This window comes from Pontixanthobacter sp. CEM42 (assembly GCF_017812015.1).
Classification (GTDB): domain Bacteria; phylum Pseudomonadota; class Alphaproteobacteria; order Sphingomonadales; family Sphingomonadaceae; genus Pontixanthobacter.
Window position 1 is genome coordinate 630181 of the sequence record NZ_JADQTN010000001.1, and the last position, 23733, is coordinate 653913.

A 23733-nucleotide genomic window follows, 5' to 3' on the forward strand; every position below is an offset into this window, starting at 1 on the left:
TATGCGACTGCTTAAACTCGTTCCCGAGAACACAAACATCAGGTTCCTCAGGTGGCGTGTACCGTTTTACGTCATCAGCATTGCTCTGATGATCGCGAGCTGGGGGCTCGTTTACGCTCAGGGCCTGAATTACGGCGTAGATTTCGCTGGCGGGCAGGAAATTCGCGCGACATTTGTCGGTGAGGAAACCGCTCCAATCGCCGAATTACGTACCACCGTCGGCGCACTCGAAGCTGTCGAAGACCCTGTGATCCAGCGCTTTGGCGAAGAAAATCAGGTTTCGATCCGGGTCAAGCTACCACCCGAGGCAGAGGGTGTACCCGAATTCGCCGACCAAATGGCGATTTCGATCACGAATGCGCTGAAGGAGAAACATCCTGACGTTCAGATTGATGGCGTGGATTCGGTGTCCGGAAAGGTTTCTGGCGAATTCCGGAATGATGCGGTTTGGGCGCTTGTGGCCGCTATGCTGGCCGTTGCGCTGTATATCTGGATCCGGTTTGAGTGGCAGTTTGGTGTTGGCGCTCTCTTCGCGCTGGCGCATGACGTTTCGCTAACGCTCGGCTTCTTTGCCCTGTTCCAACTGGAGTTCAGTCTGCAGATCATTGCCGCGATTCTGGCGATTATTGGCTACTCACTGAACGATACTATCGTCGTCTACGACCGTATCCGCGAGAACCTGAAGAAGTATCGTAAGATGCCGCTTCCCGAACTGCTCGATCTGTCGGTGAACGAGACTTTGGCGCGGACCGTGATGACATCGCTGACGCTGCTCGTCGCGTTGCTGCCGCTGCTGCTTTATGGTCCGGCAAGTCTGTTCGGTCTGGTCGCGGCGATCACCCTTGGCCTGTTCGTTGGTACTTACAGCTCGGTTTATATGGCCGCGCCGATCCTGATCTGGCTGGGCGTGAATTCGAACAGCTTCGTTCCGGAAGAGACGGTCGCCGACAAGCAAGAGAAGCTCGCTCGCGGCGAGATGTAATTTTCGCAATTACGCGGCGATTAACCGGTCGTAATAGTCTGCTAGCTGGGCGGCGTTGTGCTCCCAACTGAAGCGGCTCGCCATCGCCGTGACTTGCTGTGTTGTGGGTGGGTTTTTGAGCAGAGCTTTGACCCCGCCTGCGACCGCATCGAGATTGCGGTCTACGATAAACCCCGCGTGATCGCTGGTCACCAATTCACGTGCGCCGCCTGCATCGCTGATCACAATCGGTGTACCGCAAGCGAGCGCTTCGACCCATGCATTCGCGAGTCCTTCGCTAGCAGAGGGAAGCATCATCACATCAGCAGCCGATAGAATGATCGGAAGCAAGTCGTGGTCGACCGAACCGAGAAAATGCACCCGCTCGTCTACCCGCATATCCCGCGTCAGATTGCGCAGATGTTTCTCGTCCGGTCCCTTACCGACGAGCAGCAATTGCGCATCAGGAATACTGGCCAATGCGCCTATCGCTAAGTCCTGACCCTTGCGTTCAATCAAACCGCCTACAGACACCAATAGCGGTTTGTTCTCAGGCAATTCAATGCCGAGTGTCTTGCCCAGTTGAAGGCGGAGTCCATCATGGGCGCGAGGCCGAAAGCGGTCACGATCCAGCCCGGTATAATGCAGCGATATCTTGCTATAGGGCATGCCCAGATCGGACATGTCGCGGGCCAGTGCCTCCGATACTGCTAACAGGCCGATAGCATGTTCCGCAGCTTCGAGCATTTGCTCGCGCGCAAAGCCTTTGGTTCCCCAGAAACTGATGTCGGAGCCGCGCGCCTTGATCGAGCAGGGTAGACCCATTTCACGCGCAATCCATGCTGCCGCCGGGCCATCTGGATAGAAGAACTGCGCATCGACAATATCGAACGGTTGCTCAGCATGAAGCTGTTGCACCAGTGGCAACACTTTGCGCGCGATTACGCCCGGATTGCTACGTGCGCCCAAACTCGGGATCAGAGTGAATTTGGGGCGATGGACGCTGACGCCATTTTCGACACCATCAACCGCAGCTGCGGCCAAGGGCTTGTATTTGCCAAACGCTATCGGCGGTATGCCAATCGGGTTGATGACCGTTACATCCCAATCATCGCGCTTTGCCAGAGCCTCCAGCGATCGCGCAACGAACGTACCGAAGCGCGGTGTGTGCGCATTGGGGTAGAGCGTCGATAGCGACAGAACGCGCTTTGTGTCGCTAATTGCCGCAGTCATAGGGGGCGCACCAGCATTTCGGCGACCGCAATCCATGCGGGATTATCCACGACCTGCTGCTTCTCGCCAATCCCAGGTGGTAGCACGCCAACCAACGACCCTTGACGGTCGATCAACCTTCCGAACGCGAACCGGCCACCAGGGCGTGGGACCAGAACGTCGCGATTGATCGCGCCTCCTGCATCATCAGGTGAAAGTTGCCGCATCCATAACTGATCGCCACTACGGTATTCACCTGCGCTTATCGCAATGGAGAGAACCATCAGCGGGCTGCCGCTGTCGAGTTCGGTTGGCAAGACTGCTTCGGCGGGCGACTTGAGCGCCTCTGCACCGTTTGCAGTCAATGTCGCGACAACTTGCGGCGCTGCGCTCTGTTCCGAACGGACTAGTGTTTCGGGGTCAATTTCCAGCGCATCTGCGATCCGGTCCATCCATTTGATCGACAGATTGCGCATTCCGGTTTCAAGCCGCCCAATCGTCTGCGCAGTCGTCGGCGGGTCACAGGCCTCCGCCAGATCGGCAAGGGTCCAGCCCTTGGCTTTGCGAATATCACGAATGCGGTTGATCATAGAGATTTCCCGAAGCTAGATTCAAGCGAACCATATCGGTTTCTCTTTCCTACAGATGCACCATTTTGGCAAGTAGTGATTCGCACCTACAATTTGGATCAATAGGGAGAACTCAATGCGCCGCCATTTAGTCGAACGTGAACTGACCAGCGAAGGCCCGAAACATAGCCCAAAGCATAGCAAACCCCGGGCGCGACGGCGCAGCGCAACGGTCAATTTGGCGGAATCGCCTTTGTCATGGCTCCATGCACGGGGGCACATCGATGATCGCCTGTTTGCCGCGGGAGAAAAGCTGCGTGCCGACTACGAACGCGCGCAATTGGGCGCGACTGTCACAATGAGCTGGGAGCCTGTGCGAATGAAAGGAAAGGGTGCGGATAGCGGTTTGTCCACCACCGAACGCCAGATAGCCGCCAAAGCACGCTTCGATGCCGCAATTGCAGAAGCGGGCAGCGGCTTGTCCGATATTCTCTGGCGTGTTGTTTGTGCCGGTGAGGGTCTTCCAGACGCAGAGAAGGCACTGACCTGGCCAGCGCGCAGCGGGAAGCTTGTTCTGAAACTGGCGCTTGATCGCGTGGCCCAATTCTATCGAGTCAGTTGAGTAAGTTCCCGATCCGCTTGCGTAACACCGGCAACACATCCGCCTCGAACCACGGATTTCCGCCCATCCAGATCCGACTGCGCCATGCTGGGTGAGGCAGGGGCAGTACGTCGGGCAAAAACTCCTCGTAGCGTCGTACCCGTTCAGTCAAAGAGAGCTTGCGGGTCTGGGGCAAATAATATGCCTGTGCATAGGTGCCGACGAGCAATGTCAGGCGATCTTTCGGCAGCGTCTCTATCACACGATCATGCCATTGCGGCGCGCATTCTTTTCGGGGCGGTTTGTCGCCGCCGCTCGCTTTGCCGGGATAGCAAAACCCCATCGGGACGAGCGCGACTTTCGCGGGATCGTAGAACTGATCCTTGGTCAGCCCGGTCCATTCGCGCAGTCTGCCGCCGCTATCATCATCCCACGGAATGCCGCTGGCATGGACCTTTGATCCGGGCGCTTGACCGATGATGAGCAGCCGCGCTGTGTCGGAAAACTGAACCACCGGGCGAACGCCATCTGCCAAATGCGGTTCGCAGATAGTGCATGCAGCAATATCGCGATGTAGCGGTGTCATTCCTCGACTCTCTCGGCCAACCCAAGCCAACGCTCTTCGGCGGCGTCCTTTTCCAACTGGGCATTCTCAATGCCCTTTGTGATGTCGGTAAATTTTTGCGGATCGCTGGTATACAAGCCGGGATCGGAAAGGATCGTCTCACCCTTGCTGATGGCAGCTTCTAGTTCTTCGATCCGTGCCGGGAGCAGTTCGTAATCTCGCTGGTCTTTGTAAGACAATTTACTGCTTGGCTTTGCGGATTTGCGCGGAGCGGGGGCATCGGAAGCAGGTTTCGCTATCTTGCTTTTTGCAGGCTTACTTCGCTGCGAGCGTTTCTTTTCCCAATCCTCGTAACCGCCGGCGACGATATCGACGAAACCGCTGCCATCGAGTCCGAGTGTAAGCGTAACTGTCCGGTCAAGAAAATCGCGATCGTGGCTGACAATCAAGACGGTGCCGTCGTAATCCGCGATAACTTCCTGCAGCAGATCGAGCGTTTCCAGATCGAGATCATTGGTCGGTTCGTCCAGCACGAGCAAGTTCGATTTGCGGGAGAACTCGCGTGCCAATAGCAGGCGGGATCGCTCGCCGCCAGACATTGTCGCGACTTTGGTATCGACGATACCTGGATCGAACAGGAATTCCTTGAGATAGCCTTGGATATGCTTGCGAGTGCCACGCACATCGATCCAGTCGCTTCCCTCGGCCACGACATCGCGCACGGTCTTGTCGGGTGTGAGCAAAGCACGTTGCTGATCGATCTTCACACCGGTCAGCGTTTTGGCGATTGTCACAGTGCCTTCATCCGGTTCCAGCTCACCGGTTAGCAATTTCAGCAAGGTTGTCTTACCCGCTCCATTCGCACCCACCACACCGATCCGGTCGCCGCGCTGGATGCGCAGGGAGAAATCGCGGATGATTGCGCGCCTTTGTTCCCCGGCGCCATAGGATTTGGAGACCTTGTCCGCGACGATTACCGATTTGGATTTGTTACTATCGTCGCTTTCGAGGCCGAGTTTGGCAGTACCGGTCGGGTCCATCAACGCGGCACGCTGCGCGCGCATTTGCCACAGTTTTTCCAAGCGGCCTTGGTTGCGTTTACGGCGAGCGGTTACGCCGCGTTCCAGCCAGCGGGCTTCGATTTTCAGCTTGGCGTCCATCCGGTGCGCGATGCGGGCATCCTCGGCATAGACTTGTTCTTCCCACGCCTCATACCCGCCGAAGCCGACATCCTTCCGCCGGATAATTCCGCGGTCGAGCCAGATAGTCGCATTGGTCAGGCGTTTCAGGAAAGTACGGTCGTGGCTGATAACGATAAACGCGCCGTTGTAACGCTCCAACCAACTTTCGAGCCATTCGATCGCCGCCAAATCGAGGTGGTTGGTCGGCTCGTCCATCAGCAGCAGATCGGGATCTTGGGCGAGGGCGCGGGAAATTGCCGCGCGGCGCATTTCGCCGCCGCTAGCACCCTTTGCCGGCGTGGTCATATCGATACCAAGCTGACCGGCGATGGCTTCGACTTCGTAAGCCTCAGGCGGATTCTCGCCGGCCAAAGCAAAGTCCATCAGCGTATCGAACGGCGTGAAATCGGGTTCTTGTTCAAGCACTACAATGCGCGTGCCAAGTTTGACTTTACGCTCGCCGCGATCAGCCTCGATCTGGTCATTGATCATGCGAAACAGCGTAGTTTTACCCGCACCATTGCGCCCGATCAGAGCGAGCTTGTCACGCGGGCCGATATGCAGGTCGAGGCCATTGGTGTCAGGACCACCAAACAACCAGCGGCCGCCTTGTTGCAGGCCGAGGCCTTCCCAGCTGAGGATTGGTGGCTGTGCCATAGGTCGCGCGGGTTAGGCGTGTATGCGCCGGGCCGCAAGCAGTGTGGCTTACTCCGCTGCGGCTTTCTGTGCCGCGACCATTTGTTCGATATCTTTCAGCAGTTCATGGGCGTCGTAGACAATGCCGTCTTTGATCGTCCACCGAACACCGCCGACACGCTCCAGCACGTTGGTTTCGCGGTTCAAGCGCAAGTGACCTGTGCCATACAATGTCTTGAAATTGGCAAGCGGATTCTCAGGTGCGATGACAAGATCTGCAAGCTTGCCAACTTTGATCGTGCCGAACGGGGCGGGCGTACGTTTGGCCTGATAAATCTCGTCAGCGCCGTTCATCGTTGCGGCCTGGATGACTTCGAGCGGCGCGAAGCCGGCTTCCTGCAACATTTCAAACTCGCCGATATAGGCGAAGCCCCATGTCTGGTAGATATAGCCGGGATCGGAACCGACAGTGACGCGGCCGCCCCTATTCTTGAACTCGTTGGTCAGTCGCATCCACGGCGTATAAAATTTGCGCCAGGCAACTTCGTCCGCAGTTGACCAATCGTGATAATAAGAACCGTGATTTGTCAGGCTTGGCGCGTAGAAGTCCATCAATGACGGCAGTGTATATTTTGCGTGCCAGTCAGCGTTCCGTTCACGCATCACATCGCGCGATGCGGCGTAGATGTTGAATGTCGGGCTAAGTGTGACGCCGCTTTCAACCAGATGGTCGACATAGGCATTCCATTTGTCGCTGCCCGGTTCGACGATCTGATCCGCAAGCCGCGCGACTTCGGAGAAGCGCGATTGCTCATCCAGGTAATTATAGTCGTTGGGATAGCGTGGCAGTGCGCCATCTTTCAGCAGCGATTCCATATGGCCGTAGAAGTGAGTGACTCCGTCGAGGCCCATTTCGACTGCTTTTGCTGCGTTGACCTGCGCAACACCGCGTTGCCCCAAATGCGCAACCGTGCCGAGCTGCTGCTTCTCTGCCTCATCCAAAGCAGCCGCCATCACATCGGGCGCATCTGTGTTGAAGAATTTTATCCCGTCATAGCCAGTAGCAGCTGCCCAGCGGACCCACTCGCGGGCTTTGGCCGGTGAGTCGACCGGCCCTTTCGACCATTTGTCGCCCAGCACGGCATAGGCGAACAGGCGCGGGGCAACGATGGTGTTGGCGGCGCTACGGCGTTTGTCGTCCAGATCGCTTGTGCTTGGGCCGAAACCAAATGACACGCCGCGAACCGATGTCACACCATGCGCCAGCCATAGCTTGTATCCGTAAGACGGCTGCGGGGCCTTGCGCGGATCACCATTATGGCCGTGCACATCAATGAAGCCTGGCATTACATACATGCCGCGCGCATCGATTACGCGGGTCGCTTCTTCGAGAGTAGCTTCTGGAACGCCGCCGCGTGCGATTGCTGAAATACGATTGCCTTCGATAACAATGTCGACGGGCCCTTCTGGCGGGGCTCCTGTTCCATCGATCATTGTCGCGCCGCGCACGATGACAGTATCGTAGGGGCCTTCGCCTTCCGATGCGGTCCGTGCAGGCACTGGCTCCATCCCGTTTTGCGCGGAAGCGGTAACAGCCCAAAGCGATGCAATGGAAAGCAGAAGAATTCGCAGCATTGTGTGGTGGCCCCTCAAAGTTGTGGCAAGGAGCCTAGCGCCGGTTCAGACCTGCGCAAGCCTGCTGGGCTATATGTTGGACCAAATAAGGAGAATTTCTATGGTACGTTTTGCCATTCCATTGCTCGTTGCAACCGCGATTTCTGGCCCGCTTGCGGCTGCTGAGGTGCAGATTCAAGCTGCCGGTCCGGTTGTGGAGTTGTCGATTACTGAAACCGTAAAGGCTGCCCCTGATCTCGCGACCATTAGCGCTGGCGTCACATCCGAAGCGCGCACTGCAGTGGAAGCAATGCAGATCAATGCGCGCGAAATGACTGCGGTGATCACGCGGATTAAGGCACTCGGCATTGATGAGGCAGACATCCAGACGTCAGGCATAAATTTGAATGCCCAATACGACTATAATCGCCAGACGCAAAAACAGGTTTTTCGCGGCTACGCAGTCTCCAACCGCGTCAGCGTGACGCTGCGTGAGGTCAAGAAGACCGGGGAAGTGCTTGATGCCTTGGTTGCTGCTGGCGCCACGGACATTGGCGGCCCAAGCTTCTCCATAGATGACGACACTGCGGCAAAGGCGCAGGCACGCAAGGCGGCGATGGAAACGGCCAAGATACGTGCGATGGAATATGCGAGTTGGTCTGGCTACTCGGGGATAAAATTGCTCGAAATTAGCGAGGCGGTCTCGCGCAGCCAGCCTGTAATAATGCAGCGCGGATTTGCTGCTGACGCCCCTGCGGAGCTTGCTGCCACTCCGGTCCAGCCCGGAATGGTCGGCACAGGCGTAACTGTTACCGTCAAATATGAAATGACGCAGTAACGTCTGAACGCGCCGCGGCATCCACATTCAGACCTTGTTCAATCCAAGTGGCTTAGGCACATAGGCATTATGGAACGGTTCTTCGTCTCAATTATTGCCGGTACACTTGTCGCGACCGGTTTCGGTTCGATGCCTGCGGCTGCGCAATCGCGCACCGATCAAGGGGAAGCACGCAAAGAAATGCGTGCGGGCAATGTGTTGCCGCTTAGCAAGATCGAAAGCCGACATGTGAATCCGATGGAGGCCAAGGGCTACCAATATGTCGGACCGGCCTACGACTCGACAGCCATGGCGTATCGCTTGCGGTTTATCCGCGATCGCAAAATGATCTTCATCGATGTGGATGCGCGGACCAATAGGGTTTTACGTCGCAGCCAATAGAGAACCTGCAACACCGATAGATAAACCGCTGGTGAGTTGACGCGTTTGCAACAAAAGACCACTTAGCAAACAAACGAAACTCTGGGGATTATACCACTATGCGCATCCTAATTGTCGAGGACGAACCGACACTCGGCGGACAGCTCAAATCAACGCTTGAACAGAATGGCTATGCGGTGGACCTCTCTACCGATGGTGAAGACGGCCATTTCCTTGGTTCGACCGAGGATTACGATGCAGTGATTCTGGATCTGGGTTTGCCGGAAATTGACGGACTGACCGTTCTGGGTATGTGGCGCAAGGAAGGCCGGACATTCCCGGTTTTGGTGCTCACCGCGCGTGACAGCTGGTCGGACAAGGTTGCAGGTCTGGATGCCGGTGCGGATGATTATCTTGCTAAACCATTCCAGACGGAGGAGCTGATCGCTCGCCTGCGGGCGCTTATTCGCCGCGCATCGGGCAATACGTCTTCCGAATTGACTGCTGGTCAGGTGCGTCTTGATACGCGTTCGGGCCGAGTCACACTTGGGGGTGAGCCGGTGAAGCTGACCGCACAGGAATACAAGCTGCTCAGCTATCTGATGCATCACAAGGGCAAAGTCGTCAGCCGGACCGAGCTGATCGAGCATATTTATGATCAGGATTTCGACCGCGATTCGAACACAATCGAAGTGTTTGTGACGCGCATTCGGAAGAAGCTGGGTGCGGAAGTCATCACCACCATTCGCGGTCTGGGTTACAGCCTCGACGATCCTGACGAAGCGCCGCGCGCTTCCTAAATTGCAATGAACGCGCCTGAACCAGATTTAGTGGCAGAAACGCGCGTTTCAGCGGACGAAACGGGCGAAACTGCGCCTCATACCGGCAGTTTAAGCCGCCGCATGATGGTAATCGCGGCTGGCTGGATTCTGGTTTTGCTGTTTGCAGGCGGGTTCGCATTGGACCGCGCATTGGTTGATCTGGTCGAGGATAATTTTGACGATCAGCTGGAATATTTGCTCACTGGCATGATTGCCTCATCCGAGGTGGGGCCGGAAGGCGAAGTGTTTTACTATCGCCCGCTTGGGGATCAGCGTTTCCTCGAACCCAATAGTGGTCTCTATTGGCAGATCAGCGGAGAAGACCACGAAGATTGGCCATCGCGCAGTCTGTGGGATCGCACGCTTCAGATAAATCTCGATCATGTCGATGATGAGGTCCACTATTACGATAGCGACCAGTTTGAAGGCGAGCCACTTCGCATTGCCGAACGGTCGCTCACACTTCCTGAAAGCGATACGCAATGGACATTTGCTGTCGCATCAGCCCGGGAAGAGCTCGACGCGCAGATAACGCGCATTCGCTCCATTCTAATCTGGTCATTTGCCGTCCTCGGCCTTGGCTTGTTTGTGATGGCGGCATTGCAGAGCTTTTACGGCTTGCGGCCTCTACGGCGTGTCCGGATGGCGATCCAACGCATCCGGACTACAGGAACCAACCGTGTCACCGATCCTTTGCCATTGGAAGTTCAGCCACTGGTGGATGAGCTTAATATGTTGCTCGCTCACTCCGAGAAGCAAGCCGAAGAAGCGCGCACACATGCGGGCAATCTGGCCCATGCACTGAAGACACCGCTGACTGTGGTGAACAATGCTGCGACCGCGCGAGCACCCGATTTGCCAGACACCGTCATTCGTGAAGCAACCACGATGCGCCGCCATGTCGATCACCACTTGGCACGGGCAAGGGCAGTGGGGCGGCGCGCTGTTGGACTCGCGCGGACCAAAGTATCCGACAGCGCAGGCGCTGTGCTGCGCGCTGTGGAGCGGCTTTACCCTGCGGTACGGATTGATCTGGATGGCCGCAAAGAGGCGTTCGTCTCGATCGAACGGCAAGATCTCGACGAAATCCTGGGTAATCTGATCGAAAATGCGGCGAAATATGGCGGGGGTAGCGTGTTCGTTACCGTCGATGCTGAACCTGATGACACGCAATGCGTTATTTGGGTTGAGGATGACGGAATGGGTATTCCCGAAGAGAAACGGATCGAGATTTTTGATCGTGGTGCGCGTCTGGATACGGGTAAGCCGGGCACGGGACTCGGCCTCGCTATCGTGCGCGATGTCGCGGAAATTTACGGTGGCGGCGTCGAACTCGACGAGAGCGAAGATCTCGGCGGATTATTGGTCAAGCTCAGCCTGCCAAGAGCCCGTTAAGCTGCTCAGCTGTCCGGCGTTTCGCTGGCCCATTCTTGCACCAGATTGAGCAGAGCGGCATCATGCTGATTGCGGAACCGGTCATTATGCCAACGGAGTGTGCGCACGGTTCCAAGCGTGATTTCTTCTTCAAAATGCACGCCAGCGATATTGCCATCGGTCCAAACGACTGAAAACAGGACTTCCAAAGGAGAGCACAACAAGATGCCCTCCTGCCCCTTCCTCAGAGGTACATCGGTAATGAAGCGCGCTCCCGAGAGCGAAATGTCTTCAATCGCGCAATTAAAAACGCCATCGAGGAGAGTAATCGAACCGGGCATAAGCACACGAAATCGTTCCGCCGCACGTTGATCCGGCTGGATTGAATCGCTTCCGAAGACGGGCGAAAGATCGAGGGCTGCACTGGCCATTCATGGTTAATACGATGGAAACCATAATGTCCGGTAAACGCGAAGCGTATTCAGATGGTGTTCAAACGCATTGCTAATGATGGCGCATAGTGAAAGTGGCTAAGAGCAGGGGCGGGCATGATTGGCAGGATACTAGGCGGAGCATTGCCGCTGGGTAGTTTAACTGCTTGCGGATCAACTGCCGCTGATCCTTTCAACGGTGTCAGAACTGTTTTTCACAACCCCTACCAAGCACCCGATGCTGGACCGGTGACTGGCCGCGAATTCGGCTGGTTCGAGGGGCGTTTTTATCCGGGCAAAGGCAATGTGGTTTTTGATGGGCTTGGAAATCGCCGCGAGATGACGCATCGAGAGCGCCGTTATTGGAAGAAGCAACGAGAGCAGCGTGCTATCTTCGTGAGTCAGGCAGAGCCGGGTAAAGGTGGCGATGCTAATGGTCCGGGTGCTCCCGAGCTTTCGGAAACTGTGCCGGCTAGCAAACCGCAGGTTGAAGAGCGTCGAGAGCGTGAAACTGTAACACCGGTACGCAAGTCGAAGCACCCTTGCTAAGTTGCCGCCCTGAACTGCCGCCCTGAACTGCCGCAGCGCCAACTGCCAATTATGAACCAGTGTTTTCGCTTGCCGCCTTCTCGTGATGGCGGATCACTTCGTCGATAATAAAGCGCAGAAACTTCTCCGAAAATTCGGGATCGAGATGCGCTTCCTCGGCAAGTTTGCGCAGGCGGGCAACTTGCCGTGCCTCGCGGTCGGGATCGGCGGGCGGTAGTGTGGCCTTCGCCTTATACTCGCCAACAGCCTGCGTAATCCGGAACCGTTCAGCGAGCATGTGAATCAACGCGGCATCGATATTGTCGATGCTACGACGGAAAGCGGCGAGTTGTTGGTCAGGATCACTGTTGCTCATCATGCAAGCATCTATCACGCTCTTTGCAACGTTTCTACGCCGGTTCCGTCTTGCAAACGTTTTCAGGCGCGGCCATGAGCTTAATTCATGAGCGCCAAGGTCATTCCAATGCCGCGCAAGCGGGCAACACTCGATCCGATGCTGGCGCTAACCGCGCCCGGTATGAACTCGGTCAATGCGGTTATTCTGGACCGGATGCATAGCGAGATTCCGCTGATACCGGCATTGGCTGGTCATCTGATTTCAGGGGGCGGAAAACGCCTTCGTCCGATGCTTACACTCGCCGGAGCAGAGCTGGTCGGATATACCGGTGATCGCCACCACAAATTGGCGGCTGCAGTGGAGTTTATTCATACCGCCACGCTGCTCCATGACGATGTTGTCGATGGATCTGATTTGCGTCGCGGTAAGGCGGCAGCGAACATCATTTTCGGCAATCCGGCAACGGTCTTGGTCGGCGATTATCTGTTCAGCCGCGCCTTTGAGCTGATGACCGAGGACGGCAGTTTGAAAGTGCTGAAAATACTTTCCAGCGCCAGCGCGATCATTGCCGAAGGTGAAGTCGATCAATTGACCGCACAGCGGCAAATCGAAACGAGCGAAGAGCGCTATCTAAACATCATCGGTGCCAAGACCGCCGCTCTGTTCGCAGCAGCCAGCCGTATTTCCGCAGTAGTTGCCGAATGCGATGAGCAGCAAGAACGCGCGCTCGATGATTATGGTCGCAATCTGGGGGTCGCATTCCAACTCGTCGATGATGCAATCGACTATGATTCAGACGCTGCTGAAATGGGCAAAGACCAAGGCGACGATTTCCGCGAAGGCAAAATGACGCTTCCGGTTATCCTGGCCTATTCGCGCGGTTCCGAGACCGAGCGTAAGTTCTGGAAAGACGCGATCTCGGGTGTGATCTCGGGCGATGGTGCGCTCGCAGAAGCCATTGCGCTGATCGCGAAATATGATGCTGTCGAAGATACCCGCGAACGTGCGCGCCATTTCGCTCATCGCGCTATCGATGCGATTTCTATCTTCCCCGACAGCAATGCCCGGCAAGCTATGGCAGAAGCGGCGAATTTTGCCGTCGCGCGGGGGTACTAAACCGCGATACCAGCTTTCGTAGATCTCGTGTTGGCGCTAGAACTAATGCGTGGCTGATCTTCCCATTCATGCAGTTTTGCCTGACTTGCTGTCAGCGCTCGACAAAGCAGGCGCAGCGGTCCTGATCGCTCCGCCGGGTGCTGGTAAGACCACTGCGGTTGCACCGACGCTTCTGGATCAGGACTGGTGCACCGGCCAGATCATATTGCTCAGCCCTAGGCGAGTTGCCGCGCGCGCTGCGGCGGAACGCATGGCAGAAATGCTCGGCGAAAAGGCGGGCGAGACGGTTGGTTACCTGACGCGGTTGGATAGCAAGCAATCAGCCAAAACGCGCATTTTGGTGATGACCGAAGCAATCTTCGTAAACCGGATTGTTGAAGATGCCGAACTGGAGGGCGTCAGCGCGGTTTTGTTCGATGAGGCGCATGAGCGGCATCTCGATAGTGATCTCGGACTTGCGCTGGCGCTGGAGGCCCGCGCCATTCTCCGCGAGGATTTACGCATTTGTGTGATGTCGGCGACGATTGATGGCGAGCGCTTTGCTGCACTGCTTGGGTCAAAAGCATCGGTGATCGAAAGCGAAGGCAAAGCACATCCGCTGCGGATAGAATGGCTGGGTTCACGCGCGGAATTGAGTATCGAGGATCGCATGACCGAAGCGGTTCTAACCGCATGGCGGCAAGAAGAAGGCGATGTTCTAGCATTTTTGCCGGGTGTGCGAGAGATCGAGCGTGTTCGTGAACGCTTGACTGCCAAGCTGCCCGATGTGCCCGTGCTCCCATTGCATGGCCAAGTTGATCCGGCTGGACAACGCGCTGCGATAAAGCGTGATCGTGACGGTCTCCGGCGCATTGTGCTGGCGACTGCTATTGCCGAGACTTCGCTGACGCTCGACGGTGTCAGCGTGGTTGTCGATAGCGGACTGACGAGGCGGGCGGAGTTTGATCGTGCTGCGGGGACTACACACCTGATTACTGTGCGTGCGAGCCAAGCAGCCGCTGCGCAAAGGGCAGGGCGCGCGGCACGATTGGGACCAGGTGTGGCCTACCGTTTGTGGGAAGGGGCAGGCCATGCAGGACGACCCAAATTCGATCTACCTGAAGTTGAGACCAGCGATCTGGCACCGTTGATGCTGTCCCTTGCCAAATGGGGCACGGAAGACCCGGCATCGCTCGCTTGGATTGATCCGCCGCCCGCTGCTTCCATTGCATCGGCACGCAAACGGCTGCGCAAGCTGGGCGCACTGGATGAAGCGAATGCGATTACCCCGTTTGGTAACCAAGTGGCTTCTCTGCCGATGGACCCGACCTCTGCCGCAATGATCCTGTACGGTGCCGAAGCCGGTCAGGCGGAGCCCGCGGCGCGGTTGGCACTGTTGTTACAAGAGCGTGGCCTTGGTGGCAGGAGCGAGGATCTACTCCAGCGATTGGATCGGTGGAACGGCGACAATTCACCGCGCGCCAAAGCCTCACGCAAATTGGCAGCGCGCTGGACGCAGCGGGCGGAACGTTTGATTTCGGGTAAGGAACCTGAACCCGTTAACCCGGCCTTGTTCCTCGCATTTGCCAAACCGGACAATATCGCCAAACGGCGCGATACCGCTGGCGAAAACTGGGTGTCAGCGGGCGGACGGGGCTACTTTCTTGATCCTGCATCACCGCTTAGCTCTGCCGAATGGTTGGTCATTGGCGATGCGCAAGGGCAGGCTAAGGGCGCGCGGATAACAGCCGCGGCAAAGCTCGATCCAAACGAAGTCGAGGCACATCTTGGCCACTTGATTGAACGCCAATCCACTTTGCGTTGGAATGCCAAAGAAGAACGCGCTGAGGCGAGGCAGGTTCGTAAGCTTGGCGAAATTACGATTGCCAGCGGACCCGATCCTCAGCCTGATCCTGCCGCTATGCAGGACTTGCTGATGGAAACAGCGCTTGATCAGATTGATGTGATATTGCCGGCAGAGTTGGTCGCTCGTGCGCGGTTCATCGGGCTCGGATATTTCAAGGACCAACTGATCGAGAACGCTGAGCTCTGGCTAGCACCTTTGCTCTCTGGGCGCCGTGATCTGACACTGCCCAAGAGCAAATTGGCTGATTCAATACTTGGCCAAATGGATTGGAATGATCGCCAAAAGTTGGACTCGCTGGCTCCGCGCGCGTTCACAACGCCTGCCAATACGCACCACACGATCGACTATGTAGGGGAAGGCGCTCCGTCAGTGGAGGTAAGAGTGCAGGCGCTGTTCGGCCTTGATCAACACCCGATGATTGGCAGCAAACCACTACTGCTCAATCTAACAAGTCCAGCTGGCCGACCGATTCAGGCGACTCGCGATCTACCCGGTTTTTGGCGCGGTAGCTGGCGGGATGTCTGCAAAGATATGAAGGGGCGCTATCCAAAACATCGTTGGCCTGAACAGCCGTGGTTGGAAAAGCCGAGCCTTAAAACGAAGAACGCCTTTTCACGCGGCAAAAACTAAGAATCCGGTCAACTACCAGTTGACCGCAAGGCCGACCGGCCGCCCGAGCTTATGCGAGGTAGCCAAGCGGCGCGGATGCGCTGCGCTTGGCGACTGAGGGTGTTCCAAAGGAAATCTTGATTTCTGCATGGAACTAAACAATGGAGATTTCATGGCTGCACGAATTTACCAACGCCCGCAAAGCGCGATGCAATCCGGCAAAGCCCGGACCGACGAATGGATTCTTGAATTCGAGCAATCCGAGGCCCGCAAAGCGGATCCGCTTATGGGGTGGACTGGTAGCGCCGACACGCAGGCGCAGGTGCAACTGTCATTCCCGGACAAGGATGCGGCGAAGGCTTATGCTGAGAAATACGGCATTTCTGCGCGGGTGCATTCTACGCCGCAGAAGACCCTGAAAATTCAGGCCTATGCGGATAATTTCCGCTAGCAACTAGCGCGATTTTAGCTGGCGTCCTCGTCAGGAAGCTCACCTAACTTGATTGGCAAATCATTGGCTTGCCAAATGGCCTCTCCGGACTCGAAAGCGCTTTTGCAATCGGTCGCATCATGCCCGATGTCGTCAACCAGATATATGGTTTCGGACGCATAATCGCCGGTGAAACGGATATCGTCGCACCGCCCATCTTTGGCGAAGGCAGAGGTATCGTCACCGAAGATGATTTTCTTGTCGTCCGCCGGAGCATTGAAGAACGGGTTCAGACTGATGCTCTTCGCCGAATAGGCCGCACGGCAATCGCTGGCATCCTTGCCAACACCGTCCACGAGCAGAGCATCGGCCATAGCTGGTCCGACAAATCGTACATCATCGCACTCGCTGTCGTTGGCCCATTCACCGCTATCGTCACCCCATTTGATCTCTTCTACAGACAAGCGCGGTATGTTGGCTAGAAAAGTCAGGTCACCGCGCTCATAGGCTGCCGAACAATCGCTCGCATCTGCGCCAATGTCGGAGTCCAGCAAAACGGTGCTGGTCATTCCCGATCCGGAGAACCTGCTGTCGTCGCATTCGCCATCATTGGCGTAGCGGCTGCTATCGTCACCGAAGTCTATTTCCTGCGCGATCACCGGATGCGGCATTGCGATTGCGAGAATGGCGAGACAAGGAAGAAATTTGCGGCGACGTGACAGCATTTGGTACTCCAGAAGTGGATATGCCGGACAGCACTATCAGGTTTTCTGGTGCTTGCCATAGGCGGCGCTGCATTGTGGCGGCGCGCAATGGCTCACGATTGCTGCTTGATTCTGCACCGCCCCGACGCCATATGCCCGTCCGGGAGTCGGGTGGACGTTTGCGTTCGCCAACCTGGTCAGGTCCGGAAGGAAGCAGCCACAACGATTTGCGACGGGTCGCTCGGCTCCTTTTCTATACATATTCGTGCAATCAGGCGCATGACAATCTTATCGGCAGCGCCTACCAAACATGCATGGGTGATTCACCAGACAATTCGGGCAACCCTCCATGGGAGACTGAGGAGCAGGAGGCCGCACCGACAGCAGCCGAACTGGAAGCTGCGGGTCAGGATTCTATGTTTGGCGGTGCTTCGGAAGAGCCGCCTGCGGCCAAGCCTGAGCCGAAAGCGTCAGCGAAGCCAGTCGAGGCGCCTGCCGATACTGATCAGCCCTACCGCGTACTCGCGCGGAAATATCGGCCTCAGACATTCTCCGAATTGATCGGTCAGGAACCGATGGTGCGCACGCTTGCCAACGCGATTGAGCGGGACCGGCTGGCGCATGCGTTTTTGATGACGGGCGTTCGCGGGGTCGGGAAAACCTCGACTGCACGTTTGATTGCAAAGGCTCTGAACTGCATCGGACCGGATGGGCAAGGCGGTCCGACCATTGATCCGTGCGGCCAGTGTGAGCCGTGCACAGCAATTGCCGAAGGTCGGCATATCGATGTGATCGAGATGGACGCTGCGTCGCATACCGGCGTTGATGATGTGCGTGAGATTATCGAAGCGGTTCGTTATGCTGCGGTTTCGGCGCGTTACAAAATCTACATCATTGACGAAGTTCACATGCTGTCACGCAATGCTTTCAATGCGTTACTCAAGACGTTGGAGGAACCGCCAGCGCATGTGAAATTCCTGTTCGCTACGACCGAAGTCGACAAACTGCCGGTGACAGTGCTCAGTCGGACGCAACGTTTCGATCTGCGCCGGATACCAACAGACTTGCTGCAATCGCATTTCGGCAAGATTTGCGGCCTCGAGAATGTTGAGGCTGAAGAGGAAGCGCTCAATATGATCGCGGCCGCCGCCGAAGGATCGGTGCGGGATGGCCTCTCGATTTTGGATCAAGCGATTGCCCACGCTGATCTTGGCGGGGAGGGGCAAGTTACTGCCGCTCGCGTTCAAGACATGCTGGGACTGGCCGACAAAGGCGCGCAGCGCCGGCTTCTGGGGCTGCTTTTCGAAGGCGATGCCAAGGGCATGCTGGCCGCCATTGACGAGCAATATTCGCTCGGCGTCGAACCGCTCGCGTTGATGCGCGGCATTATGGATCTGGTGCACCGGATTACCGTCGCCCAAGTCAGTGGCGGCGAAGCAGATGCGCCGACCAGTGAAGAGCGTGACGCCCTGAAGGATTGGGCCGGGCGTTTGTCGCCGGGCCAGTTGCACCGGCTGTGGCAGATGTTGCTGAAAGGGCATGACGAGGTGCGCCAAGCACCGGATCCGCTTGTTTCAGCACAAATGGCACTATTGCGCGCGCTTCACGCTGCCGATCTTCCAGATCCGGGTAAGCTGGCGAAGAAGCTTGAACATTTGGCAACCACGGGTGTTGCCGCTCCAGCAGCAGATAGTGCGGGCGGTGCAGCTGGTTCGGGTGCCGCGAAAACCAATGTGAGTTGGAAGCAATTGGTGGAGAGCGTTCAATCCAACGGCAATCACCTCGCAGCGAGCATCATGCAATTGCAGGTGCGCGTGGTGTCGCTTGAAGCGGGCACTTTGCGCTTTTCTCGACCCGGCCAGTTTAAAGACGATATCGGTCCGCAATTGCGCGATGCGCTGATGGGGGCAACTGGTGAGCGCTGGACGGTCGAAGAGTGTTCGGAAGAGGGTGAGCCCTCGTTGGTCGAACAGCAGGAGGCGGAGCAGCAACTGGCGAAAGATGCGCTCTTGAAGCATCCGCTGGTCGAGGCCACATTTGCAGCATTCCCCGATGCCGAAATGGTTGAAGAAGATACGGCCCACCCCCAGGGCCAGCGAAATTGGAGTAAACGCGCATGAAATCGATGGAAGAAATGATCCAGGCTGCTCAAAAAGCGGCAGAGACCATCCAGACCCAAATGAACGACGTCCAAGCGAAACTCGACGCAATCGAAGTCGAGGGCGTTGCTGGTGGCGGTCTCGTCAAAGTGAAATGTTCAGCGAAAGGCCGCATTCTGGGTGTCGACATCGACGAAAGCCTGATGAAGCCTGAAGAAAAGCACATGGTCGAAGATTTGGTGACTGCCGCATTCAATGATGCGCGGGCAAAGGCTGACCGTGTCTCCGAGCAGGAAATGAAGAACATCCAAGGCGGCATGGGGTTGCCACCGGGTTTTGAACTTCCCGGTATGGGCTGACGCTTCGGCGCGGCAATTGTGCCAATTCAGCGCAATGCTGAGGAATTTCTGTCGCTGTTGATCTGGTCGGCTAGCCTGACCACATGATCTTCGGTCGTTACATTTCTGTCCTGATAACCGCTTTTGCGACGCTGGCGTCATCGGTTGCATTCGCTCAAACGCGCTCCACGACGATGGGTGTGTCTGCAGTGGTCCAAACCAACTGCAGTGTGGCAGCGACTCCGATGGCGTTTGCCGGTGGCATAGTAACCAGCTCGGCGAGCGTCGAGAGTGCCGCGCGGATCCGTGTGGATTGCACCGCTCCGGTTGCCTTCACGGTCGATATGGATCGCGGCGAAAATCCCGCCGGAGAGCAACGCCGGATGGTGAGCGAAAACGGTGATTTCCTTGAGTATCAAATCTATTCGGATGCAGCGCTCACTCGCGAATGGGGGGTATTTAGCGAGGGCGTTACCAGCGACGCGGGCCCGACCGAGCTTGAGTTGGTTGCTTATGGTCGTATCAACTCCGTCGATCTGACAACGCCATCTGGCGGCTATCAGGATACTGTGACTGTCACCGTCAGTTTCTGATCGCAATCACCAAGGATACTTATCGGCAAAGGTTAATTCTGGCCCGATTCCGTTAACCGGATCTCATTACCCAATTGCAGGCCCACGCGCGTTAATCACGCACGATACCAAAACGGGGCCGCAATTTTCTTGAACTTTCGTGGAATTCTAGGCGTGCTGGGTCTGATGACCGGCGCAGTGATTTCGGGACCGGCCTTCGCGCAGGCCGCCGATGCCACTATGCCTATGTCTGCAGAAGTTGTGCAGCGGTGTAACGTCACTGCGACGCCGATGCGGTTCACTGTCGCCAATCCCGGGGCAAATACCAATGTCGACAGCTCGGCCACTGTCCGTGTCGAATGCTCTGCATTCTCGTTCTTTTTGGTGGAATTGGATAATGGTGAGAACGCTGTAGGCAATCAGCGCCGCATGGTCGGCGCTTACAATGGCGGCACGCTGAACTACGAAATCTACAAGAACGCAGCCCGCACGCAGCGCTGGGGACAAGGCTTCTTCGGCGGGCGGCTTGGACTGATCTTTGGCACCGGCGCGGTCAATTTTACCGCTTATGGGCGGATACCGACGGTGACGACGTTCGACGCAGCCGATGCTTACTACGACAACATAGTGGTCACTGTCAGTTTCTAAGCAAGAGTATGATGGGTCCAGATCCGTCGATCAGCACTTGGGCGTTAACCTAATCTAAGCCATCTTTGGCTACTCGGTCTTGGTTAAGAAAACCGGGATCGCACACTTGAATTTTCGCAGAATTACTGGCGCGCTGGGCCTTGCGGCTGCAGCCTTGATATCGGGACCGGCCTACGCGCAGGCTTCCGATAGTGCGGCCGTGCCTGTGTCCGGCGAAGTGCGGGCACGCTGCGATGTGCAGGCAACGCCGCTGCGCTTCCAGATCGCTAATGTCGGGACAAGTGGCGATTCTGAAGCGTCTGGCACAATCCATTTGCGCTGCACCCGCTTCACCTTCTTCACTGTTACGATCGACTATGGCCAGAACCCTAACGGTACACAACGGCGTATGATCAATGATGATGGCGATTACCTTGCTTATGATGTCTATCTCAATGCCTCCCGCACACGGCCATGGGGCCTCGGCAGCCAAGGTGTACGCTTCCGCGCGAGTGGCCCCGCAGAGGGCACATTCAACGTCTACGGACACATTCCCAATGTCAGCACTTTCAACCCTGCTGGCGTCTACCGCGACACATTGACTGTTACTGTCGAGTTGTAAGCGGGTAAGGCACGGGGCCGCCGGTCCACAGCTTCTTCCAAATCGAGCATTGCAGGGTGGCTCACCGCTTCCCATATCTCTGTCATACAGGTAGCGCTAAATCTTTGGGCGCACCGGATGCAACGGACGATAGTATGAGCAAATACCCCCTTCTTCCCCTTCGCGACATCGTGGTCTTTCCCGGCATGGTCGTGCCGCTATTTGTGGGCCGCGACAAATCGGTGGCCGCACTGGAAGTGGCGATGGAGGGTAGCAAAGACATTTTCCTGCTGGCCCAATTGGATCCAGGTTGCGACGATCCGCAGCCAGATGACCTTTATGATGTCGGCGTGGTTGCGCAGGTTCTGCAGCTACTGAAACTGCCTGATGGTACTGTACGCGTGCTTGTTGAAGGCACATCGCGGGCCAAGCTTAACGAGCTGCGTGCCGAGGGCGAGCATGTGATGGCTGATATCGAGGTGGTGGAACCCGCCACGGCATCGGGCAGCGAAGTCACCGCTATGATGCGCTCGGTCACTGAGCAATTTGGTGAATATGCCAAGCTCAACAAGAAGCTGGGTGAAGATGCCAGCGATGACATTGGCGAGATCGACGATGCAGGCGCTTTGTCTGATGCGATTGCTGCCGCGATCAATACCAAAGTTTCCGACAAGCAAGCGTTGCTGACAGAGAATAATCCGCTGCGCCGTTTGGAAATGGTCATGTCCTTCATGGAGGGCGAACTGTCGGTGCTCCAGGTTGAGCGGAAAATCCGCGGCCGTGTGAAGCGCCAGATGGAGAAGACCCAGCGCGAATATTATCTCAACGAGCAGATGAAAGCGATTCAGAGCGAACTCGGCGGTGAAGCCGAAGAAGCCAACGAGATGGCCGAGCTTGCTGAGAAGATTGAAAAACTGAAGCTATCGAAAGAAGCGAAAACTAAAGCCGACAGCGAGCTCAAGAAACTCAAAGGCATGCAGCCTATGAGCGCCGAAGCGACTGTCGTACGTAACTACCTCGACGTGCTGCTCGGCTTGCCATGGGGCAAGAAGAGCAAGCTTAAGAAGGACCTCGGCAAAGCGCAGGAAATTCTCGACGCGGATCACTACGCGTTGGAAAAGGTCAAAGACCGGATCATCGAATATCTCGCGGTGCAAGCGCGGACCAATAAGCTGAAAGGCCCGATCCTGTGCCTTGTCGGCCCGCCGGGTGTGGGTAAGACCAGTCTCGGTAAATCAATCGCGCGTGCAACCGGGCGCGAATTCGTGCGTCAGTCGCTTGGCGGCGTTCGCGATGAATCCGAAATCCGCGGCCACCGCCGGACCTATATCGGTTCGCTCCCTGGTAAGATCGTGACCAATCTCAAGAAGGCCGGAACCAGCAACCCGCTGTTCCTGCTCGATGAGATCGACAAGATTGGTCAGGATTTCCGCGGCGATCCGGCATCGGCACTGCTCGAAGTGCTCGACCCTGAGCAAAACTCGAAATTCCAGGATCACTATCTCGAACTCGATCTGGATCTGTCAGACATCATGTTTGTTACGACGGCGAACAGTCTCAACCTGCCGCAGCCGCTGCTCGATCGGATGGAGATTATCCGGCTTGAGGGCTACACAGAGGACGAGAAAGTCGAAATTGCCCAGCGGCATTTGCTGGCCAAACAGGTCGATGCGCATGGTCTCAAAGAGGGCGAGTTCGAACTGACCGAAGCTGGGCTGCGCGATCTCATCCGCTTCTATACCCGCGAAGCCGGTGTGCGGACGTTGGAACGCGAAATTGCCCGGCTAGCCCGCAAGAGCCTGCGCAAGATTCTTGAAGGCGACGTCACCAGTGTCGTGATTACACCAGACAATCTCGGTGACTTTGCCGGTGTTCGGAAATTCAAACACGGCATGTCCGATGAAGAGGCACAGGTCGGTGCGGTTACGGGCCTTGCATGGACCGAAGTGGGTGGTGAATTGCTGACCATCGAGAGCGTGACCACGCCCGGCAAGGGCGAAGTCAAAACGACCGGTAAGCTGGGCGAGGTTATGACCGAATCCATCGCGGCGGCGTTCAGCTTTGTGAAGGCGAGGGCGCCTGCATACGGGATCAAGCCATCGATCTTCCAGCGCAAGAACATCCACATTCACTTGCCCGAAGGCGCGGTGCCAAAAGATGGCCCGAGCGCGGGTGTGGGCATGGTCACCTCAATCGTTTCGACACTGTCGGGCATAGCTGTCAGGCCCGATGTGGCGATGACGGGCGAGGTTACACTGCGCGGGCGAGTGTTGCCGATTGGCGGACTCAAAGAGAAACTGCTGGCAGCACTGCGGGGCGGGATCAAAACTGTTCTGATTCCAGAAGATAACGTGAAAGATCTCGCTGAAATTCCGGACAATGTGAAGGACAGTTTGGAAATCATTCCCGTCGGGCATGTCGATCAGGTGCTCGAAACCGCACTAACATCGGCACCGGTCGCTATCGAATGGACAGAGGCCGACGATCTGGCAAGCCAGCCTGGTGCACCAGCGGCGAGCGATGTGGTTCCGCGTACTGCGCATTGATTGTTGCAGCGCAGCGACTCGGAAAGGGTCGCTGCGCTGTTTCACTTCGAGCAGCAGTCTATACTTGCCGTAGCGTCAGCGATTCATCGCAATTTATCGTATTTTATCTCAATTCTTGCCGTTCAAGCGAGAATTGCCTTTGACAGCAGCCGCAAAAATCCCTTCTATCCAGCATCTTCGCTGAGGCGCCTCCTGC

Annotated in this window: 24 protein-coding genes and 1 other RNA gene; 17 read left to right on the plus strand and 8 right to left on the minus strand. The window is 56.6% G+C overall.

From position 1 onward, the window contains the following. The first annotated feature begins 1 nt into the window (after window position 1). Window positions 2-982, plus strand: a complete 981-nt coding sequence (gene secF / locus J9777_RS03040) for a protein translocase subunit SecF (protein WP_209347308.1) — start codon at window positions 2-4, stop codon at window positions 980-982. Between the two features lie 9 nt (window positions 983-991). Here the strand turns inward: secF and J9777_RS03045 are convergent, their stop codons facing one another. Both J9777_RS03045 and J9777_RS03050 read right to left on the minus strand, forming a co-directional pair. Continuing rightward, a complete protein-coding gene (locus J9777_RS03045; RefSeq protein WP_209347309.1) occupies window positions 992-2194 on the minus strand; it encodes a glycosyltransferase in 1203 nt (400 codons plus the stop codon). Next, a complete protein-coding gene (locus J9777_RS03050) occupies window positions 2191-2763 on the minus strand; it encodes a helix-turn-helix transcriptional regulator (RefSeq protein WP_209347310.1) in 573 nt (190 codons plus the stop codon). Before J9777_RS03050 ends, J9777_RS03045 begins: the two co-directional genes overlap by 4 nt. 115 nt (window positions 2764-2878) lie before the next feature. Here J9777_RS03050 and J9777_RS03055 point away from each other — a divergent pair, with 115 nt between their 5' ends. Continuing rightward, window positions 2879-3364, plus strand: a complete 486-nt coding sequence (locus J9777_RS03055; protein ID WP_209347311.1) for a DUF6456 domain-containing protein — start codon at window positions 2879-2881, stop codon at window positions 3362-3364. Here the strand turns inward: J9777_RS03055 and J9777_RS03060 are convergent. The 3 genes from J9777_RS03060 to J9777_RS03070 are packed head-to-tail and all read right to left on the minus strand — an operon-like array spanning window position 3357 to window position 7360. Further along, window positions 3357-3929: a uracil-DNA glycosylase family protein gene (locus tag J9777_RS03060; RefSeq protein ID WP_209347312.1), complete on the minus strand. Its 573-nt coding sequence runs from the start codon at window positions 3927-3929 to the stop codon at window positions 3357-3359. The genes J9777_RS03055 and J9777_RS03060 overlap by 8 nt on opposite strands. Next, window positions 3926-5746, minus strand: a complete 1821-nt coding sequence (locus tag J9777_RS03065; RefSeq protein ID WP_209347313.1) for an ATP-binding cassette domain-containing protein — start codon at window positions 5744-5746, stop codon at window positions 3926-3928. Before J9777_RS03065 ends, J9777_RS03060 begins: the two co-directional genes overlap by 4 nt. 48 nt (window positions 5747-5794) lie before the next feature. After that, the gene (locus J9777_RS03070; RefSeq protein ID WP_209347314.1) at window positions 5795-7360 is read right to left on the minus strand and encodes an amidohydrolase family protein; all 1566 of its coding nucleotides are present in this window, start codon (window positions 7358-7360) and stop codon (window positions 5795-5797) included. Window positions 7361-7460: 100 nt separating this feature from the next. Here J9777_RS03070 and J9777_RS03075 point away from each other — a divergent pair, with 100 nt between their 5' ends. From J9777_RS03075 to J9777_RS03090, 4 genes are all read left to right on the plus strand, one after another. Next, the gene (locus J9777_RS03075) at window positions 7461-8177 is read left to right on the plus strand and encodes an SIMPL domain-containing protein (protein ID WP_209347315.1); all 717 of its coding nucleotides are present in this window, start codon (window positions 7461-7463) and stop codon (window positions 8175-8177) included. A gap of 69 nt (window positions 8178-8246) precedes the next feature. Continuing rightward, window positions 8247-8558 carry a hypothetical protein gene (locus J9777_RS03080; RefSeq protein ID WP_209347316.1) on the plus strand — a complete coding sequence of 104 codons (312 nt, stop codon included), beginning with the start codon at window positions 8247-8249 and terminating at the stop codon, window positions 8556-8558. A 98-nt stretch (window positions 8559-8656) separates the two neighbouring features. Then, on the plus strand, window positions 8657-9337 hold the full coding sequence (locus J9777_RS03085) for a response regulator transcription factor (protein WP_209347317.1): 681 nt from the start codon (window positions 8657-8659) through the stop codon (window positions 9335-9337). A gap of 102 nt (window positions 9338-9439) precedes the next feature. After that, on the plus strand, window positions 9440-10753 hold the full coding sequence (locus J9777_RS03090) for a HAMP domain-containing sensor histidine kinase (RefSeq protein WP_245228601.1): 1314 nt from the start codon (window positions 9440-9442) through the stop codon (window positions 10751-10753). A gap of 5 nt (window positions 10754-10758) precedes the next feature. On the opposite strand, the gene J9777_RS03095 is transcribed toward J9777_RS03090, so the two are convergent. Then, a complete protein-coding gene (locus tag J9777_RS03095; protein ID WP_209347319.1) occupies window positions 10759-11163 on the minus strand; it encodes a PilZ domain-containing protein in 405 nt (134 codons plus the stop codon). 117 nt (window positions 11164-11280) lie between these two features. Between J9777_RS03095 and J9777_RS03100 the strand changes: the two genes are divergently transcribed. Further along, window positions 11281-11712 (plus strand): hypothetical protein, encoded by a 432-nt coding sequence (locus J9777_RS03100; RefSeq protein WP_209347320.1) that lies wholly within the window; start codon window positions 11281-11283, stop codon window positions 11710-11712. A 49-nt stretch (window positions 11713-11761) separates the two neighbouring features. On the opposite strand, the gene J9777_RS03105 is transcribed toward J9777_RS03100, so the two are convergent. Then, on the minus strand, window positions 11762-12067 hold the full coding sequence (locus tag J9777_RS03105; RefSeq protein ID WP_209348582.1) for a chorismate mutase: 306 nt from the start codon (window positions 12065-12067) through the stop codon (window positions 11762-11764). Window positions 12068-12154: 87 nt separating this feature from the next. Between J9777_RS03105 and J9777_RS03110 the strand changes: the two genes are divergently transcribed. The 3 genes from J9777_RS03110 to J9777_RS03120 all read left to right on the plus strand — a co-directional run bounded on the left by J9777_RS03110 (window position 12155) and on the right by J9777_RS03120 (window position 16071). Continuing rightward, complete coding sequence (locus J9777_RS03110; RefSeq protein ID WP_209347321.1) at window positions 12155-13165, plus strand: polyprenyl synthetase family protein; 1011 nt, start codon at window positions 12155-12157, stop codon at window positions 13163-13165. A 49-nt stretch (window positions 13166-13214) separates the two neighbouring features. Beyond that, the gene (hrpB, locus tag J9777_RS03115; RefSeq protein WP_209347322.1) at window positions 13215-15641 is read left to right on the plus strand and encodes an ATP-dependent helicase HrpB; all 2427 of its coding nucleotides are present in this window, start codon (window positions 13215-13217) and stop codon (window positions 15639-15641) included. A gap of 151 nt (window positions 15642-15792) precedes the next feature. Beyond that, a complete protein-coding gene (locus J9777_RS03120) occupies window positions 15793-16071 on the plus strand; it encodes an ETC complex I subunit (RefSeq protein WP_209347323.1) in 279 nt (92 codons plus the stop codon). 14 nt (window positions 16072-16085) lie between these two features. Here the strand turns inward: J9777_RS03120 and J9777_RS03125 are convergent, their stop codons facing one another. Then, complete coding sequence (locus J9777_RS03125; RefSeq protein WP_209347324.1) at window positions 16086-16775, minus strand: hypothetical protein; 690 nt, start codon at window positions 16773-16775, stop codon at window positions 16086-16088. A gap of 139 nt (window positions 16776-16914) precedes the next feature. Between J9777_RS03125 and ffs the strand changes: the two genes are divergently transcribed. The 7 genes from ffs to lon all read left to right on the plus strand — a co-directional run bounded on the left by ffs (window position 16915) and on the right by lon (window position 23537). Beyond that, window positions 16915-17009, plus strand: an RNA gene (gene ffs / locus J9777_RS03130) — signal recognition particle sRNA small type. Between the two features lie 59 nt (window positions 17010-17068). Beyond that, complete coding sequence (locus J9777_RS03135) at window positions 17069-18874, plus strand: DNA polymerase III subunit gamma/tau (protein WP_209347325.1); 1806 nt, start codon at window positions 17069-17071, stop codon at window positions 18872-18874. After that, a complete protein-coding gene (locus tag J9777_RS03140) occupies window positions 18871-19212 on the plus strand; it encodes a YbaB/EbfC family nucleoid-associated protein (RefSeq protein WP_209347326.1) in 342 nt (113 codons plus the stop codon). Before J9777_RS03135 ends, J9777_RS03140 begins: the two co-directional genes overlap by 4 nt. Window positions 19213-19295: 83 nt before the next feature. Beyond that, on the plus strand, window positions 19296-19784 hold the full coding sequence (locus J9777_RS03145) for a spore coat U domain-containing protein (RefSeq protein ID WP_209347327.1): 489 nt from the start codon (window positions 19296-19298) through the stop codon (window positions 19782-19784). Between the two features lie 129 nt (window positions 19785-19913). Then, window positions 19914-20411 carry a spore coat U domain-containing protein gene (locus J9777_RS03150; RefSeq protein ID WP_209347328.1) on the plus strand — a complete coding sequence of 166 codons (498 nt, stop codon included), beginning with the start codon at window positions 19914-19916 and terminating at the stop codon, window positions 20409-20411. A 106-nt stretch (window positions 20412-20517) separates the two neighbouring features. Continuing rightward, a complete protein-coding gene (locus J9777_RS03155) occupies window positions 20518-21012 on the plus strand; it encodes a spore coat U domain-containing protein (protein WP_209347329.1) in 495 nt (164 codons plus the stop codon). 134 nt (window positions 21013-21146) lie between these two features. Further along, entirely contained in the window at window positions 21147-23537 is a 2391-nt protein-coding gene (gene lon, locus J9777_RS03160; RefSeq protein WP_209347330.1) for an endopeptidase La, read from the plus strand. Window positions 23538-23733: the final 196 nt, after the last annotated feature.

Bases quoted from the DNA above. Each gene is read 5' to 3' on its own strand.
- secF (WP_209347308.1), top strand. From the start codon at position 2: ATGCGACTGCTTAAACTCGTTCCCGAGAACACAAACATCAGGTTCCTC.
- J9777_RS03045 (WP_209347309.1), bottom strand. From the start codon at position 2,194: ATGACTGCGGCAATTAGCGACACAAAGCGCGTTCTGTCGCTATCGACG.
- J9777_RS03050 (WP_209347310.1), bottom strand. From the start codon at position 2,763: ATGATCAACCGCATTCGTGATATTCGCAAAGCCAAGGGCTGGACCCTT.
- J9777_RS03055 (WP_209347311.1), top strand. From the start codon at position 2,879: ATGCGCCGCCATTTAGTCGAACGTGAACTGACCAGCGAAGGCCCGAAA.
- J9777_RS03060 (WP_209347312.1), bottom strand. From the start codon at position 3,929: ATGACACCGCTACATCGCGATATTGCTGCATGCACTATCTGCGAACCG.
- J9777_RS03065 (WP_209347313.1), bottom strand. From the start codon at position 5,746: ATGGCACAGCCACCAATCCTCAGCTGGGAAGGCCTCGGCCTGCAACAA.
- J9777_RS03070 (WP_209347314.1), bottom strand. From the start codon at position 7,360: ATGCTGCGAATTCTTCTGCTTTCCATTGCATCGCTTTGGGCTGTTACC.
- J9777_RS03075 (WP_209347315.1), top strand. From the start codon at position 7,461: ATGGTACGTTTTGCCATTCCATTGCTCGTTGCAACCGCGATTTCTGGC.
- J9777_RS03080 (WP_209347316.1), top strand. From the start codon at position 8,247: ATGGAACGGTTCTTCGTCTCAATTATTGCCGGTACACTTGTCGCGACC.
- J9777_RS03085 (WP_209347317.1), top strand. From the start codon at position 8,657: ATGCGCATCCTAATTGTCGAGGACGAACCGACACTCGGCGGACAGCTC.
- J9777_RS03090 (WP_245228601.1), top strand. From the start codon at position 9,440: ATGATGGTAATCGCGGCTGGCTGGATTCTGGTTTTGCTGTTTGCAGGC.
- J9777_RS03095 (WP_209347319.1), bottom strand. From the start codon at position 11,163: ATGGCCAGTGCAGCCCTCGATCTTTCGCCCGTCTTCGGAAGCGATTCA.
- J9777_RS03100 (WP_209347320.1), top strand. From the start codon at position 11,281: ATGATTGGCAGGATACTAGGCGGAGCATTGCCGCTGGGTAGTTTAACT.
- J9777_RS03105 (WP_209348582.1), bottom strand. From the start codon at position 12,067: ATGAGCAACAGTGATCCTGACCAACAACTCGCCGCTTTCCGTCGTAGC.
- J9777_RS03110 (WP_209347321.1), top strand. From the start codon at position 12,155: ATGAGCGCCAAGGTCATTCCAATGCCGCGCAAGCGGGCAACACTCGAT.
- J9777_RS03120 (WP_209347323.1), top strand. From the start codon at position 15,793: ATGGCTGCACGAATTTACCAACGCCCGCAAAGCGCGATGCAATCCGGC.
- J9777_RS03125 (WP_209347324.1), bottom strand. From the start codon at position 16,775: ATGCTGTCACGTCGCCGCAAATTTCTTCCTTGTCTCGCCATTCTCGCA.
- J9777_RS03135 (WP_209347325.1), top strand. From the start codon at position 17,069: ATGGGTGATTCACCAGACAATTCGGGCAACCCTCCATGGGAGACTGAG.
- J9777_RS03140 (WP_209347326.1), top strand. From the start codon at position 18,871: ATGAAATCGATGGAAGAAATGATCCAGGCTGCTCAAAAAGCGGCAGAG.
- J9777_RS03145 (WP_209347327.1), top strand. From the start codon at position 19,296: ATGATCTTCGGTCGTTACATTTCTGTCCTGATAACCGCTTTTGCGACG.
- lon (WP_209347330.1), top strand. From the start codon at position 21,147: ATGAGCAAATACCCCCTTCTTCCCCTTCGCGACATCGTGGTCTTTCCC.